Origin of the sequence: Bdellovibrio bacteriovorus (genome assembly GCF_002208115.1) — a bacterium.
GTDB lineage: Bacteria > Bdellovibrionota > Bdellovibrionia > Bdellovibrionales > Bdellovibrionaceae > Bdellovibrio > Bdellovibrio bacteriovorus_C.
This window is the reverse complement of sequence record NZ_CP020946.1, coordinates 2,022,752-2,042,182: the sequence shown is the minus strand read 5'-3', so window position 1 is coordinate 2,042,182 and position 19,431 is coordinate 2,022,752. Positions and strand designations below refer to the sequence as shown.

Annotated in this window: 18 protein-coding genes; 10 read left to right on the top strand and 8 right to left on the bottom strand. The window is 50.8% G+C overall.

Features of this window, described 5'->3' with window-relative positions:
* Positions 1-130: 130 nt before the first annotated feature.
* From B9G79_RS09845 to B9G79_RS09825, 5 genes are read left to right on the top strand one after another with little or no spacing between them, the layout of a single operon-like run.
* A complete protein-coding gene (locus B9G79_RS09845; protein WP_088565361.1) occupies positions 131-805 on the top strand; it encodes a hypothetical protein in 675 nt (224 codons plus the stop codon).
* Between the two features lie 45 nt (positions 806-850).
* Entirely contained in the window at positions 851-1,948 is a 1,098-nt protein-coding gene (locus tag B9G79_RS09840) for a TIGR04552 family protein (protein WP_088565360.1), read from the top strand.
* Positions 1,949-1,950: 2 nt separating this feature from the next.
* A complete protein-coding gene (locus B9G79_RS09835) occupies positions 1,951-2,688 on the top strand; it encodes a lysophospholipid acyltransferase family protein (RefSeq protein WP_011164304.1) in 738 nt (245 codons plus the stop codon).
* 40 nt (positions 2,689-2,728) lie between these two features.
* The gene (locus B9G79_RS09830; protein WP_088565359.1) at positions 2,729-3,022 is read left to right on the top strand and encodes a DUF962 domain-containing protein; all 294 of its coding nucleotides are present in this window, start codon (positions 2,729-2,731) and stop codon (positions 3,020-3,022) included.
* Positions 3,019-3,402, top strand: a complete 384-nt coding sequence (locus tag B9G79_RS09825) for a hypothetical protein (protein ID WP_088565358.1) — start codon at positions 3,019-3,021, stop codon at positions 3,400-3,402. The genes B9G79_RS09830 and B9G79_RS09825 overlap by 4 nt, the downstream gene beginning before the upstream one ends.
* Before the next feature lie 9 nt (positions 3,403-3,411).
* Here B9G79_RS09825 and B9G79_RS09820 read toward each other — a convergent pair whose 3' ends face one another.
* Positions 3,412-4,656, bottom strand: a complete 1,245-nt coding sequence (locus B9G79_RS09820) for an SH3 domain-containing protein (protein WP_232468533.1) — start codon at positions 4,654-4,656, stop codon at positions 3,412-3,414.
* A gap of 248 nt (positions 4,657-4,904) precedes the next feature.
* Between B9G79_RS09820 and B9G79_RS09815 the strand changes: the two genes are divergently transcribed.
* From B9G79_RS09815 to icmF, 3 genes are read left to right on the top strand one after another with little or no spacing between them, the layout of a single operon-like run.
* Entirely contained in the window at positions 4,905-5,765 is an 861-nt protein-coding gene (locus B9G79_RS09815) for a 3-hydroxybutyryl-CoA dehydrogenase (protein ID WP_088565356.1), read from the top strand.
* A 13-nt stretch (positions 5,766-5,778) separates the two neighbouring features.
* Positions 5,779-6,576, top strand: coding sequence for an enoyl-CoA hydratase/isomerase family protein (locus B9G79_RS09810; RefSeq protein ID WP_088565355.1), 798 nt, complete (start codon positions 5,779-5,781; stop codon positions 6,574-6,576).
* 5 nt (positions 6,577-6,581) lie between these two features.
* Complete coding sequence (icmF, locus tag B9G79_RS09805) at positions 6,582-9,821, top strand: fused isobutyryl-CoA mutase/GTPase IcmF (RefSeq protein ID WP_088565354.1); 3,240 nt, start codon at positions 6,582-6,584, stop codon at positions 9,819-9,821.
* A gap of 142 nt (positions 9,822-9,963) precedes the next feature.
* On the opposite strand, the gene B9G79_RS09800 is transcribed toward icmF, so the two are convergent.
* From B9G79_RS09800 to B9G79_RS09785, 4 genes are all read right to left on the bottom strand, one after another.
* Entirely contained in the window at positions 9,964-11,526 is a 1,563-nt protein-coding gene (locus B9G79_RS09800) for a HAMP domain-containing sensor histidine kinase (RefSeq protein WP_232468532.1), read from the bottom strand.
* A 154-nt stretch (positions 11,527-11,680) separates the two neighbouring features.
* Positions 11,681-11,926, bottom strand: a complete 246-nt coding sequence (locus B9G79_RS09795; protein WP_088565353.1) for a GlsB/YeaQ/YmgE family stress response membrane protein — start codon at positions 11,924-11,926, stop codon at positions 11,681-11,683.
* A gap of 143 nt (positions 11,927-12,069) precedes the next feature.
* Entirely contained in the window at positions 12,070-13,683 is a 1,614-nt protein-coding gene (locus B9G79_RS09790) for a hypothetical protein (protein WP_088565352.1), read from the bottom strand.
* 145 nt (positions 13,684-13,828) lie between these two features.
* Positions 13,829-15,373 carry an NAD(P)/FAD-dependent oxidoreductase gene (locus B9G79_RS09785; protein WP_088565351.1) on the bottom strand — a complete coding sequence of 515 codons (1,545 nt, stop codon included), beginning with the start codon at positions 15,371-15,373 and terminating at the stop codon, positions 13,829-13,831.
* 108 nt (positions 15,374-15,481) lie between these two features.
* Between B9G79_RS09785 and asd the strand changes: the two genes are divergently transcribed.
* Complete coding sequence (gene asd, locus B9G79_RS09780; RefSeq protein ID WP_232468530.1) at positions 15,482-16,315, top strand: archaetidylserine decarboxylase; 834 nt, start codon at positions 15,482-15,484, stop codon at positions 16,313-16,315.
* Positions 16,316-16,321: 6 nt separating this feature from the next.
* On the opposite strand, the gene B9G79_RS09775 is transcribed toward asd, so the two are convergent.
* Positions 16,322-17,269 carry a hypothetical protein gene (locus tag B9G79_RS09775; protein WP_088565349.1) on the bottom strand — a complete coding sequence of 316 codons (948 nt, stop codon included), beginning with the start codon at positions 17,267-17,269 and terminating at the stop codon, positions 16,322-16,324.
* A 46-nt stretch (positions 17,270-17,315) separates the two neighbouring features.
* Positions 17,316-17,678, bottom strand: a complete 363-nt coding sequence (gene queD, locus B9G79_RS09770) for a 6-carboxytetrahydropterin synthase QueD (protein ID WP_088565348.1) — start codon at positions 17,676-17,678, stop codon at positions 17,316-17,318.
* 29 nt (positions 17,679-17,707) lie between these two features.
* On the opposite strand from queD, the gene B9G79_RS09765 reads away from it, so the two are divergent.
* A complete protein-coding gene (locus tag B9G79_RS09765) occupies positions 17,708-18,202 on the top strand; it encodes a 6-pyruvoyl trahydropterin synthase family protein (RefSeq protein ID WP_088565347.1) in 495 nt (164 codons plus the stop codon).
* Here B9G79_RS09765 and B9G79_RS09760 read toward each other — a convergent pair.
* Positions 18,192-19,250, bottom strand: a complete 1,059-nt coding sequence (locus tag B9G79_RS09760) for a BP74-related protein (RefSeq protein WP_088565346.1) — start codon at positions 19,248-19,250, stop codon at positions 18,192-18,194. The two genes, B9G79_RS09765 and B9G79_RS09760, sit on opposite strands and share 11 nt — an antisense overlap.
* Between the last annotated feature and the right edge of the window lie 181 nt (positions 19,251-19,431).

Here is a 19,431-nt window from a genome sequence, read left to right as displayed (position 1 = left end):
GCGCCTGATTCCCGGAAATGGCGCCCTTGGCTTCTTCGTATCAGCGCGAAACGAAAAATGGGTGCCAGATCCAATATAGCATTGGCACGGCTGGTCCACCTCTTGCCTTAGGGATATGTAGGAGGCGATTATGACAAACTCTATCTTTAAAAATAAAATGCTGGGTGTTCTGCTGCTGGCGGTTCTTTCCCTCAGTGCATGTGCCAAGAAGGATAGCAGCTCTGTTCGCGTCGCAGGCCGCACAACCAACACCGGAACAACTTCTGGTGGTGGTGTCAGTCAGGGTGGAACGACGGCAAGTGGTACTTGCGGTACTTCCTCCGCCGGTAAAATCTTTGATCAGTATGCTTCCCCTCAATTCGAAACTCAGGTGAAGAACTTTGTTTCCGCTACTTTGGACCCACAATCATTGGGCTCTGTAAGTGGTAACATCAACGACAGAACCGGTGTGGATCTGTTTGCGACCTTCAAGTTTGACAGCGCGGGCAGCCTGGTTGCGGCTGAATCCAATATGTTGATCAAGATCTTCGACTCTTATGCGAATCAGGTCTACAACGGTCAGGTGATCCAGCCTTACTCTGTGTCCTTCTCTCAGGCTTCTGAGGGCATGATTGATCGCAACACGCGTCAATTCCAGGTTAAGTTCAGAGACGGTTATGGTGAGATCATCTTCCAAGGTGCTTACGATAACAGCATCGCCGAAGGCACTGTATACTACCAGAACTACACAGCGGTTGCTGGTTACCAGCCAACCAGCGGTACTCTGGGCAGCTTCCGCATGTATGCTTGTTCCTTGATCAAATAAGCGCCGCGTCTTGCTTCACCCCCTATCGAGTTTGAAGATAGGGGAATGCCTCAACGTTTCATTTTCGAATCATCCATTTTAGACTCCGTTGTCGGAGGACATTCAGCCATCGATATCCCAAGGCTGAATATTCACACCCTCGAGGCTGCCAGTTCCTTCCTTTTAAGCTATGGCTTTGATATCACCCGCGAAGATGACCTGGAAAGACTGTGGTACTTCCACCGTCGTGCTTTGGTGTTAATGCTGGAAAAGCTGGGTTTTCAGGACACGGACCTTCCGGAAGTTTTCCGGGATCGTAAAAAACTGGGCGACATCCGCCAGCTTTTGATTTTTGCAAGCTCTCAGAACCCGGAAGAACAGCAACTGCAGCGCTGGGCCTGTGCGATCATCCGCTGCATGCACGTCTTTGTGCATGCTGAAAATGACCTGTTCAGTTCATTCTCTGAAGAAATCCAGTCCCAGATTCTGACCCCGTTCCAGAACTGTATTTTGCATGACGGAAACACCCATCGCACGTTTATGAAAAGTCCCACCGATCAATTGGATCAGGTCGAGCTGATGGGTTTTGAAGTCAAGCCGTTCAAAACATCTTCCAGCACCGTGATCAAACTTCTGGCAAAGCCTGACGCTTTGGCGATGAAGATCTTTGACAAGCTGGGTGTTCGCTTTGTGACCCGCAATCTGTTTGATTCCTTCCAGGTCGTGCGCTTCCTGATCAAAGAGGATATCATCAGCTTCCCGCACATCATGCCGGATCAAAGCTCGAACAATCTTTACCCGGTGAATCTGTTTATGAGTGTGTGTGACGATCTTTCCCATCGTCTGGACACTCTGGATGAAAAGAGCATTCAAGAGGCCTTCGATCAAAAGCTGATCGAAGAGGGCGACAACGCCAAGTTCCTGCGCAAAGAGAATTTCTTTTCTGGGCAGGATTATAAATTTATCAAATTCATTTCCCGTAAGCTGATTCATATCAAACCTCAAGGGGGCAAAGAGGCTTTCAGCTTCTTCTATCCGTTCGAGGTTCAGATCATGGACAAGTCCGCTCACGACCGTATTTTGTCCGGTCCCAGTGAACATCAGGCTTATAAGGAACGTCAACGAACGGCCGCCAGAAAGCGTCTGTTCCCGGATCCAGGTTAATTATGTTTTTAAAACTTCTTTCATATCCTCGTTCTTTGCTGGGTGCGCTTCTGCTGCCGATTCACACGGTGCTGTGTTCTGCGGCGATGGTCATCTGCAATATTCTGTTTAACAACCGCAAGCTGGAAGACCACATCGTCGAGTTCTGGACCCGCAACTGCTGTCGCATGTTCAACGTCAAAGTGGAAGTCAAAGGCCTGGAAAACCGTCCCGAAGGCGGCTTCCTGTACGTCTTTAACCACACCAGCTTCTTCGACATCTTTGCCATGAACGGCTGGTTGGGATCTTTCCGTTTCGGGGCAAAAATTGAACTTTTCAGCATTCCGGTGTTTGGCGCCGGCATGAGACGCGCCGGCATTTTGCCCATCGCCAGAAATCGCCGTGACGAGGTTTTCAAAGTCTATCAGGCCGCCGAAGCCCGCATCAAAGCCGGAGAGCGTTTTGCATTGGCGCCGGAAGGCACGCGCCAGAAAACCGAAACTCTGGGGCCTTTCAAGTCCGGTCCGTTCATCTTCGCCATCAGCGCCAAGGCGCCGATTGTGCCGGTCGTTGTGAAAGGCGCTGCTGCGATCATGTCCAAAGGGCAGCTTGTTCCAAACTGGGGCGTGTGGAGTCGCACAATCACGCTGGAGGTTCTTCCTCCGGTCAGCACCGAAGGATACACTATTGAAGATCGTCCCGTGCTGCAGGAAAAGGTTCGCAAAATGATGGAGCCTTATTTCGCAGTGGACAACTTCTAACGTCCAATTTCGAATTTTCAATTTCCAAGCGGGGGTTTGGGTGAAAAGCTTTCAGGAGTTCTGGCCTTTTTATCTGCAGGAACATTCCAACCCCTTCAACCGTCGTCTGCATTTCGCCGGAACACTGCTGGTGCATCTGCTGATTCTAGCGGCCTTGTTCTCAAAGCAATGGAGCCTGCTGTGGGGACTTCCGGTGATTGGCTATGGCTTTGCCTGGGTTGGTCACTTTGTTGTCGAGAAAAACCGTCCTGCGACGTTTAAACACCCTTTGTGGTCTTTGCGTGGGGATTTTAAAATGTTCTATCAGATGTGCACAGGAAAGCTGTGGTCATGAGCAAATTCCGTCTGGCGCTGGGGTCGGCCTCTTGTCGTGATAACAAAAGCAAAGATCCGCAAGTGCAGGAAGTCTGTCGTATTCTTTTGGAAAAGCTGGAGGCTTTGAAGTCCTCTGATCCCGTATTCTTGAAAAGTTTCCCTCTGGATCACAGCGAAATTATGGAAATCAACGGTCGCGAAGTCCTGATGACTGTGTTTCACGATCGTCTGCCGCAGGAAGAATCCCTGTTGGTGATTCAGGCCTATTATTCAACGTGGAAGTTTCCAAATTTTATTTCTTTGGGCGGCGTCGGGAAGGTCTTTGCTGAGGGCTTTTTGCTAAATAAAACCGGCGAAGTGAAAGAAGCCCCTGAATCCCTTTTGTGGGATTATCGTTAGGGGCTTTTTTTAGTTGCGAACCACATTCCAGGTTGTGCCTTCCAAAGAACTGCGCAGTTTCACGCGCGAGCTTCCGGTGTCCACAGAAATTTGAATCTGTGAATTGGGCAGAGCTTCAATCTGCGTCAGGCGCAGGATTTTTGGATTGCGGTGATAGGAGGATTCAATGGCTTGGGCCAGTTTGTCCCAGCGGATGAAGGGCTCAAAACTTTTTCCCTGATTCGTGGACTTGAAAGATCCCACAAACCACACACCACTGGGGTGAATGCTGACGGGATAATTCTGTTTTCCAAACTGTGGAATCGCGGTCCAGGTCAGGCCATCATCTGTGCGATAAATTCCTTCCGACGACACCAAACCACGCACCGAGGTTTTGCTTTCAAAGGCGATGGAATAGATTTCGCGCTTTAAAAGCGTGTCGGTCAGGATTTGTTTGGAAGGTTCCACCACTGGGTTTTGCGGCAGCAGCAAATCTGTTTTTTTCCACCAGACGTCGCCGTGACCATCGACGCGGCTGATACCCCAGATGACGGCTTCGGGTTTTTGAATCTCCACGCGGGCGCGCAGGGGTGGGCCGTAGCTGGTGGAATCCGGGCGGATTACAATCGCACGCAAAGGGCTGGTCACATACCCCAGCACCTCGGACATGTCGACGTTTTCACCTTTTTTGGTCAGGATCTTGTTGTTGTTTCTAAACGCCACGGTCATCCAGTTTTTCTTCGGATGATAAGCCAAAGTCGCAAAGTCGGCGCGGTTCACAAAATGCGTGATGTCGACAAAGCCCACTTTGCCGTTGTATTGGATTTTCAAAAAGCTCGCGGTCACTTCCAGTGGAATCACGCGTTTCAGGCGTGGCAATGTGGTCAGGACTTTTCCGAAACTGGAAGGCTCGGTGCGCACATAAGTGTCGATCAGATTCATGTACACGCCGGGATCGTCATGACGTGTGGTCAGCAGATGCAAAGGCAGCCAGCCTTGCGTGGTTGAATTTCTTTCTTTCACTCGCGCCCAGTAATCGTCACACTCCAGAAGTTCCAGTTGATGACCTCCGGGAACGGATTTCACCAGGGAAGAGTCACTGCGATTCAGGCTGAGCAAGGTCACCGGGCTGCGGGTTTCCACGAAGCGGGCTACTTGAATGTCGCGAATCAGGCGATCCCCCGAAAGAGAATAGCTCTTTCGGTCCCAAGAGACGGTGAATGAGGCCTCCATCTCGGTGCGACGAAGAGAGTTTTCCAGAGATGTTCGACTCACCTGGCCAGAGGGAAAAGCGCTGGTTTTACTGCGATAAAACGACACGGCTTTCGATGCATCCGTGGCTAAGGCCGCAAAAGTGCTGGGAGAGCTGAAAATGAACGACAACGAGAGAAAAAAGGCTGACCGCATCGTTCTATTTTGAGGCTTTAGGCTCGGTGCTCTCAAGGCCAGAAGTTTTGACCTCTGGCCTAAAGTAAAGTATCTAAATCAGGCTGTTTTAAATACATATTAACGCGGAGTGATAAATGAATATCAAAACGATCGGCGTCGTAGGCGCAGGACAGATGGGTAATGGCATCGCACAAGTGGCGGCAAACTTTGGTTTTAACGTCATCATGATGGACGTGAGCGGCGCAGCTCTTGAAAAAGGGATCGCGACTATTTCCGCAAGCTGTGATCGTATCATCAAAAAAGGTGCTATGACTGAGGCTGATAAGACCACTCTGTTGGGTCGTATCAAGACCGCTCAGGAAACGGCGGGTTTGAAAGATTGCGATATCGTGATCGAAGCTGCGACTGAAAATATCGACCTGAAACTCAAGATCTTCAAGGACCTGGACGCGACCGTAAAACCGGAAGCATTGTTGGTGTCCAATACATCTTCCATCTCCATCACTAAAATTGCCGGCGTGACCAAACGTCCAACAAAAGTGGCGGGTATGCACTTCATGAATCCTGTTCCGTTGATGAAACTTGTGGAAGGCATCCGTGGTCTTCAGACTTCCGATGAAACTTTCGCCATTGTTAAATCTCTGGCTGAAAAAATGGACAAAGTTTTCGTAGAGTCCGTGAAAGACATGCCGGGCTTTATCGTGAACCGCATTCTTATGCCGATGATCAACGAAGCTGTTTACACTCTTCACGAGGGTATTGCTTCCGTGGACGCTATCGACAATGCGATGAAATTGGGAACGAACCAGCCTATGGGTCCTTTGACTTTGGCTGACTTCATCGGTTTGGATACTTGCCTTGCGATCATGAACGTTCTGCATGATGGTCTGGGTGATTCCAAGTACCGTCCGTGCCCGCTGCTGGTGAAATACGTTGAAGCCGGCTGGTTGGGTCGCAAAACAGGTCGTGGTTTCTACGACTACTCTGCAAAGTAATTGAGGTCTGATAATGGCAAGCAACTATAAAACAATTCTTCTGGAACAAAAAACACACGGTGTTTGGGTTCTGACGATCAATCGTCCGGAATCTTTGAACGCCCTGAACTCCACGGTTTTGAATGAAATGGGTGAAGCCCTTCGTCAGATCGGTGAGATGGACTATGCTGATGCCCGCGCATTGATCATCACGGGGGCTGGTGAAAAAGCTTTCGTGGCGGGTGCTGACATCAAGGAAATCCATGATCTGGACGAAGAAAAGGCGCTGGTCTTTGCTCAGCGTGGTCAGAGCATCTTCCATGAACTGACACTTTTGAAAATCCCGGTGATCGCAGCGGTGAATGGCTTTGCTCTGGGTGGCGGCTGTGAACTGGCGCTGGGTTGTGATTTCATCTATGCCGCTGAAAATGCGAAATTCGGTTTGCCGGAAGTCTCTTTGGGATTGATCCCAGGCTTCGGCGGGACGGTTCGTATGGCGCGTGCCGTGGGTTCCCGTCGTGCGCGTGAATTGACCTATACAGGTGGCATGATCACGGCGGCTGAAGCCTTGACTTGCGGCCTGGTGAACAAAGTCGTTCCTCAGGCGGAACTGATGAACACTGTGATGAAAACTGTTGAAGCTATTTTGGCCAAAGCGCCGATTGCCGTGGGTTCTGCGAAGTTCTCTATCAATCAGGCTTGGGACATGGACGTTGAAGAAGCGCAGAAAAATGAAGCAAGAATCTTTGCGGAACTTTTCACTTCTGAAGACGTTAAAGAAGGCACAGGTGCCTTCATCGAGAAACGCAAAGCTGAATTTAAAGGTCGATAAGACATATGGCATACACACCGAAGAATCCGATCCGAATTGTCACTGCAGCCGCTCTGTTTGACGGCCATGACGCCAGCATCAATATCATGCGCCGTATCCTTCAGGATATGGGTGCGGAAGTCATTCACCTGGGGCACAACCGCTCGGTGAGTGATGTGGTGAAGGCCGTGTTGCAGGAAGGCGCCCAGGGCGTCTGCATCAGCTCCTATCAAGGGGGCCACATGGAGTACTTCAAGTACATGAAGGATCTTCTGGATGAAGCCGGTGCCGGTTACGTGAAAATCTACGGCGGCGGCGGCGGTGTGATTGTCTTTGACGAGAAAAAAGAACTTGAGGCCTATGGCATCGCCCAGATCTTCCACCCGGAAGACGGTCGTCGCATGGGTCTTGAGGGCATGATCGAAATGATCATCAAGGGTTGTGATTTCGACCTGCTGGAAAAGCAAAAAGAATTCAAAACCAAAAAGAACATCTTTAACGGCGACACCGTTCCTTCGGTGGAACTGGGTGTGGCTTTGACCGCGATTGAAAACGGTCACAAGGATTTCTCTTTGAACGCTTTTGGGCTGGAATCCTTCAAAGCCAACAAAGAACCTCTGGTTCTGGGTATCACCGGAACGGGTGGTGCGGGTAAGTCCTCTTTGATCGATGAAATGGTGCAAAGATACCTGAATGCATATCCAGACAAGAAAATCGCCGTGGTGTGCGTGGATCCGTCCAAGCGCAAAACCGGTGGTTCCCTGCTGGGGGATCGTATTCGTATGAACTCTTTGTCCCGCAACCGCGTGTTCATGCGCTCGGTGGCGTCCCGTGGTTCAGGCCGCGAGATCGCTTCTTCTTTGCCGGACATTCTGAAATTCATCCGTCAACTGGACTTTGATTTCGTCATCGCTGAAACCTCTGGTATCGGTCAGGGGAATATGGCGATCACCGAAGTCAGTGATATGTCCATGTATGTGATGACCTCTGATTTCGGAGCGCAATCACAGTTAGAGAAGATTGACATGATCGACTTCGCGGACCTGGTGGCGGTGAATAAAGCCGACCGTCGTGGGGCGCTGGATGCTCTTCGTGATGTGACCAAACAATACAAACGTTCTCGCAAGATCTTTGATGAAAAGGTCGAGGTTCCGGTCTTCTTGACTCAAGCCTCCCAGTTCAATGATGGCGGTGTGAATAAATTGTTCTTCCGTTTGGCTGACATCCTGGAAAGCAAGCAGCCGGGCAAATGGGTTGTCAATGCCCAGTACAAGAACAACATCCTGTCTGCGGAAGAGCATGTGATCATCCCGGCAGACCGTCAGAACTATTTGGCGGAAATCACTTCGACAATTCATAAATACAAAAAGCGCACAGAAACTCTGGCGGAAAAAGCATCCCAATTGGGTGGCTTGCAAAAAGTCGCGCCTTTATTGAACGCAGATCCTGCCACTGTGAAAAAAGTGGAAGCGGACTTAAGCTCTGAGTTCACTGCGGAAGAACTGGATCAACTGAAAAACTTCGAGGGTCTGATCAAGACCTATTCCGGTGATGAACTGGTGTTCAAAGTCCGTGACAAAGAACTGCGTCAACCAATGGTGCGTGAATCCCTGTCCGGCACGAAAATCCGCCGTGTGGTGGTTCCTAAGTTCAAAGACTGGGGCGATCGCTTCCGTTATCTGAAACTTGAAAACGTGCCGGGGGAATTCCCGTTCACGGCCGGTGTGTTCCAGCTAAAACGCGCCGATGAAGATCCGAAGCGCATGTTCGCGGGCGAAGGAACTCCTGAGCGCACGAATCGTCGTTTCCATTACCTTACAAAAGGCGAGACGGCACACCGTCTTTCCACGGCATTTGATTCCGTGACCTTGTACGGTCAGGATCCAGATCAGCGTCCGGATATCTTCGGTAAAGTCGGGGAGTCTGGTGTTAGTATCTGTACTTTGAACGACATGAAAAAGTTGTATGCGGGTTTTGATCTGATCAATCCAAATACATCTGTATCCATGACTATCAATGGCCCGGCACCCATGATTCTGGCCTTCTATTTCAATACTGCTATCGATCAGCAGGTTGAAAAGAAAGAAAAAGAACTGGGTCGCAAGCTGACTGAAAGCGAATGGAATGATCTGGCTGTCTGGACTCTGCAACAGGTGCGTGGGACGGTTCAGGCGGACATCCTGAAGGAAGACCAGGGTCAGAACACTTGCATCTTCTCTATCAACTTCGCCTTGAAGATGATGGGCGATATTCAGGAATACTTCGTTCGCAGCAAGATCCGTAACTTCTACTCTGTCAGTATCTCCGGGTACCACATTGCGGAAGCGGGCGCGAATCCGATTTCTCAGTTGGCCTTCACGCTGTCCAATGGTTTCACGTTTGTTGAATACTATCTGGCGCGCGGTTTGAAAGTGGACGACTTTGCTCCGAATCTGTCCTTCTTCTTCTCTAACGGTCTAGATCCGGAATATTCCGTATTGGGCCGTGTGGCTCGTCGTATCTGGGCTGTGGCGATGCGTGACCTGTATAAGGGTAACGATCGTTCTCAGAAGTTGAAGTACCACATTCAGACGTCGGGTCGTTCCCTGCATGCGCAGGAAATTGACTTTAATGACATCCGCACAACTTTGCAGGCATTGATTGCTCTTTATGACAACTGCAACAGCTTGCACACGAACGCCTACGATGAAGCGATCACCACTCCGACGGAAGAATCTGTTCGTCGTGCGATGGCGATTCAGCTGATTATTAACCGTGAATTCGGCATGACCATGAATGAAAACCCAATGCAGGGTTCATTCTTCATCGACGAGCTGACGGACCTGGTTGAAGAAGCGGTCTTGAATGAATTTAAGAAAATCAACGAACGCGGTGGTGTTCTGGGTGCAATGGAAACGCAGTACCAGCGTTCCAAAATCCAGGAAGAGTCCCTGTACTATGAGCGCCTGAAACATGATGGCACGTTGCCGATCATTGGTGTAAACACCTTCATTGATCCTAAAACGATGGCGGCCGATTACGTTCCACCAAAGATTGAACTGGCGCGCGCGTCTTACGAAGAGAAAAACGCTCAGTTGGATAACGTCCACAAGTACCAGGAAGATCATGCCTCCGAAGGTGCCAAGTCGTTGCAGAATCTGAAAGACACCGTCCTCAGCGGCGGCAACATCTTCGGCGCTCTGATGACAGCTGCAAGATACTGCAGTCTATATCAAATGACTCAGGCGTTATACGAAGTCGGCGGCCAATACAGAAGAAATCTGTAGTCGGCGGCTGAAAAAGGTCCATCTGACTTCGTTGTCGGTGGACCTTCTCGCTACGACGTGCTTGAAGCACGCCTGCGCTGCGAGGATCCGCCTCCGCCTCGCATCTGAACCTTTTTGAGCCACCTTTAACGGGTGGCTTTTTTTATTTGGAAGTGGGCAGGGTGATTTTCAGGGTGGCACCCTTGATTTCACCGTTGGTGGTATTGTTTTCGATTGTCAGGGTTCCGTTGTGAAGATCGGTGATGGCTTTCATGATCACAGAACCCAGTCCCAAAGAGAAGTGTCCGTTCTTGGTTATTTTTCTGCCGCGGAATTCGCGGCGCTGACCGAAGCTCTTGAGGGCTTCGGCATCCAGCCCTTGTCCGTTATCGGAAATCTCAATGGTCAATGAATCAGTGCCTTCATGAATACGCACATCCACGGTGGAGTCCGCATAACGCTCGGCATTTTCAAGACCGTTGCGGATCAGGCGCTGAATCAGGTGGCTGTCACCCAGAACCGGAGGCACGGTGCCGCCTTCAAGACTCCATTTGATTTTCGTGTCGCTGTGCTGGCGATGGCGCACTTCCTGGGTCAACAGGTTCATCACGTCAATGCGTTCGGTGCTGGCCTTGAAGTGCGGTTCATCCAAAGACGCAATGGTCATCAGTTGTTCAATCAGATCCTTGAAGTAGTCAATTTCACGAATCAGGACATCAAACAGTTCGCCGCGTTTTTCCGCTGACAGCTTGTCGTGATGGATCTGCAAGGTCTCAAACGAAGTTTTTAAACTGGTCAGCGGCGTGCGCAGATCATGACCCATTTCCTGCAGCAATTGTTTGCGGGTTCTTTCGGTGGCGTGGATACGGCCCACCAGTTTTTCGATTTCTTCGGCCATGCGGTTGAAGTCCAGCATCAAACCGCCGAATTCATCCAGACGGTGAATTTCAAAGCGCGCTTTAAGATCGCCCTCTTCCAGTCGGCGCAGGACCGAGCGGGCTTCCAGGGATTTCTTGCGCATATAGAAAAAGATCGCGGCGATGGCCAGAATCAAGGCAATCACGATCATCGCCGCCGTCAGTACAGCCTGAGTGATGATCAGATTTCCCAGCATCGGACGGGCAGGTTCTTTGATCACCAGATAAAGTTCGGCCTCGGTGTCCAATCTGATTACGATTGTTGGATTGCCAATGCGGAAGAAGTTCTCTGTTGTCAGGATCTCTTTGCTGGTTTTCGGGCGCGGCAGTTCGTCCCAGTTTTGGGCCAGAGTTGGTGATTTCTTATAGATCAATACCTGTCCTTGAGAATTCACAACCCAGGCGTCCATATCCATGTGCGGGGGACGGTGACCACCAGGCCCCGGTCCGGGTCCTTTGAAAGGAGGACGGGGACGATGGTCATCTCCTCGCGGAGGAGGAGGTGGCGGCATCATTCCTCCCATTGGTGGTGGAGGCCCCATCATCGGACCGTTGGGAGGTGGTGGACCCATTGGCGGACGGAAATCACGATCCATGCGCAGCAGGTCTTTTTGCCGAGAAACCTGATCCAGTGGAACTTTGTGAAGTTTTTGTTCGATGGAGGAAGCATAGAATCTTAGGAAATCATCACGGAATCTTGCGCCCTGAATATTCATGAAACGGTTCATAAACAAAAGCGAAATCAGGCTTAGGATCACCGCAACTGTAACGCCGAAGATTGAAGCTTTGATTAATGCACTTTTGTTCATGGCTGAAACACCTTCATGAAGAGTATCGGATGAAAATTCATTCCACTCATCATAAATTTAAAGCCACAATTGTTGAGTGTTTGTGGAAAGCCCCGATCTTCCTTCTTCCCAAGGGTCTAACCAGAGTGTTTGTCTTGTTTTGAGATGAAAAGGTCTAGCGTTTGGCCAACATGCGGGCTAGGAAAAGAACAATCATCGCCCCCAAAACCGAGGCAATAAAGCCGGCTCCTTCGCCCTCTTGATACCACCCCAGAGCGCTGCCGACGTAGGTTCCGACCACGGCGCCGATGATCCCCAAAATAGTCGTTAGAATAAAGCCACCCCGGTCTTTGCCAGGCATCAGGAATTTGGCCACAAGACCCACGATGAAACCGATGATGATGGTCCAGATAATATGCATGAAGCCTCCTTGGGAGTGTTCACTGTAAAATCGGGACCGCGTGTTGTCAGAGGAACTTGATGGAATATGTGGAAGATCAGTCCTGAAATAAAAACGGCCCCGTTCCCATAGGTGGAGGAACGGGGCCGTAACCTTCAGGACCGTTAGAAGGTTTTATTCACGATAAATTGAACTTTTTGAGAACCCAGGTACTGAGCGCTGTCACGACGAACCACAAGGTCCATGTAAAGCTTCGTGCCTGCCGCCGGATTCACCGGGATGGCTTTCAGGGCAATGCCCAGCTCGCCATTGGCCAAAGTGATGGCTTCACGAGTGAAGTTCTTTTCCGCCAGCCATTCAAGTTTGCCGCTGGAAAGCTTTTTCCACACAACCAGTTTGTACTGGGACTGAACCTCTTCCAAAGCGGCGGTCTGATCGCGGATGATCACCACGCGTTCGGCGCCCGCTCCATCAATGCGAACCAGTTGAACCAGGGCAGAACTCTTCAAAGACTGAACCTCGTCCTGATCCAGCTCTTTTTTCTCGTAGCTGACGGTCTGGTCAAAGCTCAATGCGCCCGACGCAATGTTGGCGCCATGGCGTTCAACATGCAGTTGCACCGTGTACTTGCCTTCACGAGCCAGGCCCGGAGCTGCCACTGCAAAAGCCTTGGCTTCGGTGGATTGCAGGCGCTGTTCAAACAACACGGCCTGGCTTTGCTGATCGCGAACTTCCAAAGTATACACGGAAGTCACACGAGGAGCGGCCACGGTTTCTGTGAACAGAATCTGTCCCTGACCTTTATTGAACTGCAATTTCAGGCCAACAACGGTTTTTGTTCCGGCGTTGGTTTCGTTCCATTTCGGGGATGTTTTAAGAACGAAGACTTTTTCACGACCATCCTGACGAACTTCAGCAATCTCGTAGGCAAAGATCGAAGAGTTCACTTTAATCTGAACTTCCGGAGCTGCTTCAGTGCCACGCAGAACAACCTGAACGGTTTCTTTTTCGCCTGCCAGCAAAGCTGCTTCCTGAGGGAAGATCACAGCCACTGGTTGAGTGTACTGATGATCAAACACATCACGGTAACGAGTCACGCAGCAGCGAACTTCGTCACGGTACTTGGTGACAGTGCGGGTGCGGGCCTCGGAACGGTACTTGGTCACGGTGCGAGTGCGCTGTTCTTGGCGATAGCGAACTTCATCACGCCATTTGGTCACCGTGCGAGTTTTGCGAACGCGCTCGTATCCGCATTCACGGTCGGTGTATGGAACCTGACGGCAGGAAGGAACATCACGGCAAACACGAGGTCCGTCGGTGCATTCGTTGCGGGTTTTGCAGATGCGCTCGCCGCGGGCGTTGGTGCCACACTCCGTGATCGGTTGGCAGGTGCGGCCACCAGGCTCACACAGTCTTTCGTTGGAACATTCCTGACGATATTTAGTGACGTTGCGACACTGGTATTCAGAGTCCCAGTATTCCTCATAGTCGGTATAGGAAACACGCTCCGTGTAAGGAACCTGTTCGTAGTAGGTCTCAGTGGTCTGATAAGGAACGTCTACATAATAGGTTTCTTCAGCCTGATAGGGAACTTTCTCGGTGTAATTGTCCTGATAAGGTTCCTGGCGATAGACGTTTTTGGAAAGTTCACCGCGAACAGTCAGTGCGGTGTCAGATGTGCGGGTCAGCAGGTCTTGGGTCTTCTCGGTCGGAGCTGCAGAAGCAGTGACTCCGATTATCAGAGTCACAATGGCTCCGATTAGTGGTTTAAAGTGCATGTTTCCTCCTCCAATTTGGACAATCGAAGGAGTTTGCAATCATCAAGCCAACCCAAAATGCCCAAAAGGTACCTGCTTACTTTTGCTGAAGCGCATAAGAAAAAGTCACCAGGCACCTTTTGGGAATACCTTTTGGGAATAGCTTTTATAGTTGGGCGATGATTTTTTCGGCGATGCGGATGCCGTCGCAGGCGGCAGAGGTGATTCCGCCGGCGTAACCCGCGCCTTCACCTGCGGGGTAAAGACCTTTGTGTGATACGCTTTCCAAGGTTTCATCGTCACGGGTCACGCGAACCGGGCAACTGGTGCGGGACTCGATTCCGTACACTTGAGCGTCTTCGGTCAAAAAGCCCTTCATGCTGCCTTGGAATTTTTCAAAGCCTTCACGCAGGCGAGTCACCATGTTCTTGGGCAGCAGCTCGTCCAGACGAATGTTCAATGCTCCCGATGGGGAAGAACCCGGGCGCAAAGGGCGTGGACCTGTCTTGGAGTTTGTTCCTTGCAGGAAGTCCATCAGGTTCTGCGCAGGAAGTTCACGTGTTCCTCCCGCAGCCACAACCGAATTAAAGGCGCGGGTTTCAAGTTCCCGGCGCATTTTCATGCCTCCGAACACATCATCACCAAAGTTTTTGTCGTGATCAATGCTGACCACGATCGCCGCATTGGCATACGGAGAATTGCGGTTGTAGTTGCTCATCCCGTTGCAGACGATGCCGTCGGCTTCAGTGCCGGAAGAAAGAACGTAACCACCCGGGCACATACAGAAAGAGTAAACCCCGATGCCGGTCTTGTTATCGTGGTGGGCCAGTTTATAGTTGGCAGCACCCAGCTTGGGATGTTCCGAGAACTGGCGGTATTGAATTTTATTGATGGACGCTTGGGAGTGTTCCACACGAAGGCCCATGGCAAAGGATTTGCCATCCAGTTTTACACCGATATCACGCAGGTGATTGATCATGTCTTCGGCAGAGTGGCCCGTCGCCATCACCACGTGCGGGGATCTGAACTCAGTGCCGTGTTCGGTGCGCACGCCCACCACTTGCGTGCCTTCTGTCAGAACTTCGGTGACCTGGGTGTTGAAATGAATTTCACAACCATTGGCGCGCAGGAATTCACGCAGTTTCGGAATGACCCGGCGTATACGGTCTGAACCCACGTGCGGATTTGATAGCCACTGGATTTCTTCCGGGGCACCGAACTGCACCAGACGGTTCATCACATAAGGGATGTGCGGGGACTTGATACGGGTGATCAGCTTGCCGTCAGAATAAAGACCGGCCCCACCTTCGCCGAAGCAAACGTTATTGCGCGGGTCGAGTTTGCCATAGCGCCAGTATTGATTGATCCCTTTGATGCGTTCGCCACTGTCAGAGCCGCGCTCAAACAGCACGCACGGAACGCCTCTTTCCACAAAACGCAAAGCCGCAAACAGACCCGCCGGACCTGTGCCGACGATCAGGGGTTTTTCTTTGGGATTTTCAGTTTTCTCCAGCTTGAATTCTGGCAGCTGTAAAGTCTCGCCTTTTTCGGCGACCTCAACGGTATAAACGAAATGCGGGGAGTGCGAGCGACGGGCATCCACGGATTGGCGCAGAATGCGGTAAGGACCATGTTCAGGGACAAGCCACTGCAGCTTTTCTTCAAGGTCTTTATCAATAGGGATTTCAAGATTTTGAATAATCTTGGACATTCTGCCTCCGGGACCTTTTTAGGGTCCAAATTAGGGTCTGATTTCAATACACTGTACTAGAAAGTCCTTTAGGTGACAAAGGGGTCTATTGCAGATATAAAGATTTCTATGTCAGCAATTACCAGAATTCTACCAAAACGTCGTCTTAGCCGCTGGGTCGGTCACTTTATGCACTGGAAGGGGCCTTCTTTGTGGGCACGCCTGTCCATCCGGGGCTTTGCGTGGCTTTATAACATCGATCTGGCCGAGGCTGAAAAGTCCTATGACCAGTATCCTTCCATTGGCGAGTTCTTCGTTCGCCGCCTGAAAGCAGGCATTCGTCCTGTGGGCACGGGCTGGGCGGTTCATCCGGCAGACAGTAAAATCACTCAGGCTGCGGCGATTGATAACGGCACTCTGATTCAGGCCAAGGGTCTGACTTACAAGCTGAAGGATTTCACGCAAGACCCGGACTGCGACAAAAAGTGGGCGGGCGGCTTCTTTATGACCTACTATCTTTGCCCGACGGACTATCACCGTGTGCATTCCCCGGTGGAAGGCAACATCACCGATGTGCGCTACATGCCAGGTGAATTGTGGCCGGTAAATGAGTGGAGCACCACGAACGTTCCGGATTTGTTCTCTGTGAACGAGCGCGTGCTGGTGGAGATTGAAACGGATCTGGGCCCGGTGGGTGTGGTCTTTGTTGGCGCCACCAACGTCGGTCACATTGTGCTGAGCTTTGATGAAAAAATCCGGGGCAATCAAAAAGGCCCTCATATCTTTGAGCATAAACACTACAGCCCCGAGATCCCGGTTCACAAAGGATCCGAGCTGGGCATGTTCCGCATGGGTTCCACCGTGGTGATGTTGTATCCTCCAAGCTTCCGTCAGAAGTTTGAAGGTCACATGAATCTGGGACCTTCCGTGCGTGTGAATGCGGATTTGATTAAAAATCCATAAACTCATTTACGGGCATTTTTGAAAATTACGACATGTTTTAGAGGAGGTGTTAAGCACCTCCTCTTTTGTTAGAAGCCTGCGCCGGTTGGTGAAGTGGTACTGCACTGTGTTTTCAAAGACCTCGCGTGACCAGGGTAAAAGGGGCTTTGACGGCGAGTTATGGTCTCGGACGTCCCATTCGCGATATGAACCACCGACCCAGTGAAACATCTTTTCAGGATCCCAGAATTTCAAGAGGATGTGGGGCTCTTGAGGCGAAGCCCAGGGGCGGTCTTTGCCGCGCAGGTATCCCAGGAAGCTGATGCGGGCCCGCTCGTGTTTAACACTCAACAGCTCTAAAGGGATGCGCAACGTTCGCTGCCAGGCCTGACGTAATTTTGTGGAATCCAGATCCAGAACGCGCAAGAAACTTGCCGCAAAGGCCGAGCATCCCGCACCCTGTCCCAGCAAGGGATCAGATCGCAGTCCGCCGTAAATGTTGATTAAGCCCGTGGACTGGTAAAGATCCACATAACGGCGCAGACGTGTGCATTGGTCTGAATTCAGAATCAATCGAAACTGTCGGACATAACCTTTTTCCGTCAAAGGCTTCAACCAAGTCAGGATTTCTTGTTCTGTGTAGCTGCGTCCGGTCTGGTTGATCAGCATCGTGTCCAGGGAAACGCCTTTCATCAGAAAATCCCACAGATATGCGCCATTGGACTTGATGGAAGTCATGCCTCGATAGACCGGTTTTTCCCAGCCACATTGCAGGCGGATGTTCACGTGGGAAATCGGGTGGGGATAGTCTTTTCCATCGACTTGAGCACTCAGATTTTTGGTCATACTGCGCACCAGGCGGCCGGGGCTTTGCCAGTTTAGCGGGGCGGGCGCACGATAGATCAGCAGATCCAGATGATCTGCGAAGCTATGAAATGGAAACAGGATCAAAAGAAAAATCAGAAGTCCCGGCATGGACCCCAGTATTTCATGGGGCGATTTCACCGGGACAGAGGGGTGCTTAAATTACAGGGTAAGAGCACTCGGTGGCTGGAGTTTCCGCCACTGTGACTTTCACCAGCGTCGGCAGAACCGGGCGGGCCTTGTCATACAGCCATTTTGCCAAAAGTTCGGAAGTCGGGTTTTCAAGGCCCGGAACTTCGTTCAAAACGCGATGATCAATCTGGTCCAAGAAGGGCTTCATCAGGGCCTGGATGTCGTTGTAATCGATCACCCAGCCAATTTTGGGATCAAGATCGCCCACCAGAGTCAGAATCAGTTTAAAGCTGTGCCCGTGCATACGAGAGCACGGATGGCTTGCCGGAAGGTGAGGCAGGAATCGCGCCGATTCAATTTGAAAATGCTGTTTCAGTTCGAATTTCATGCTAATACTATAGTCATTCCGAGGTGAGTATGTCCACGACCACATTGCATTTGGCAAAACAAAATTTCAAGTTCTCTGCCGCGCACTTTCTGATCTTTGATGAAACACACGCAGAGCGCCTGCATGGTCATAACTACCAGGTTAAAGTCGACATCAAAACGCCTTCCGAAGAAGAATTGCATTCTGACGGGTACTTCATCGATTTCAATGTGTTTAAAAAATACATCAAAGCCCGCCTGGATCAGTGGGACGAGATGGTGCTGTTGCCGGAAAATCAAAAGGACATGAAATTCAAAAAAAACGGCAATTCGCTGGAAGTGACTTTCCGTGATCGTTTTTATGTGTTCCCGGCCAAAGAAGTGTCATTGCTGCCAGTGACCAACACCAGCGTGGAACAGTTGTCCCGCCTGCTGGCTGAAGAATTCTTTGCGGAGTTCAAACAGTATGGTGTGAAAAGTGTGCGCGTCTATGTCGCAGAAACCGCAGGGCAGGGCGCCTCTACGGTGGTGCCGTCTAGGGCTTGAGTTTGCCGCTGGCAACTTCGCCGGCGGTCAGTTCGCGCACCACACGGTAGCGCCAGAAACAAATACGTCCGCCTTCATTCAGCTTCTGTTCAAGGCGTTCTTCAGTCAGTTCGGGGCTGCCATCACAGTCAATATGTGCAAAGTCTGCAAAGGCGTCCACGCGGTTCACCGACCACGAATAAGGGGCCTTGTCGCGGGAAAGAAACGCACGGTTGAACCCGCCATTTCCCAGTTCAATTCCAGCCACCACGATTTTTTCCAGATTCGGGTTACGAATCTGTTCGCGAGCCGTGGCGATAGTTTCTGGCTTGTCCAAAGCAATCACAAAGGCCTCGTCTGCTTGCGGATCTTTGGTTGAAACCAGGAAGTAAGTTTTTGTGGTATCCACCGGCAACGTCACAGGTTTCAGCGCCACCGGGGGGCTGACTTGTTCGCTCGAGCCATTGTCATAACTAAGCACTGAATGCAGACGTTCTGCGCCCTGAACTTCAATGCGGGCGATGGATTGGTTTAAGTTCCACTTGAATACTGATGTATCATAATACTTCTCAAGCTTGAGTTCTTTTTCGCCAATCACGGCGCCCATGCGGTTGAAGGCTTTCAGGCGGACAGCGTTTGGTTTTAAGTAAAGGTTCAACAAGTGAAGCTTCACGCTTTGAACCGAAGACGGCAGCCAGTGCGTGACTTCAGGCGATGCCGTGTCGGTTAAAGGAGTGCTGAAAGAATCATCGCAGGAGCTTGTGACTTGAATGACATTTTTATCCCAGGCTTTGACGGAAAAAGCCTGAGCTTCCGGAAGGAAGCTGGTGCCGCGGATTTTGATCTGGGCTTTGGCTTCCAGGTCGTTGTGGCGTTCGTCGATCTCGGCGCCATAGCGCACTTGGGTCCATACGCGCTGTGGTTCATTTGTTTTGTTGGTGACAAACAAGGTCAGGTGTTCCGGGGCGCACAGCGAGGGGCTGTAAAACACCTGCGAAGCTCCCGCAGTGAGGGAAGTTATTAGGATCAAGCTGCCAATACCGATTGAAGTCTTAATACCAAAATCCATATAGACTTCGGATCGGTAGGCTGGGTTTGAACTTAACCAAAGGTCCTAAAAACCAGACTTAAGCCTCAGGAATGTGAGTCTTCTTAATAGTTATTTTCAATTGGCTTTCAATGGCTAAGGGGGTGGTCAAAGGACTTCCCTTTAGGCTCTGGACCCCTTAACTAAGCATATCGTCAGGGGA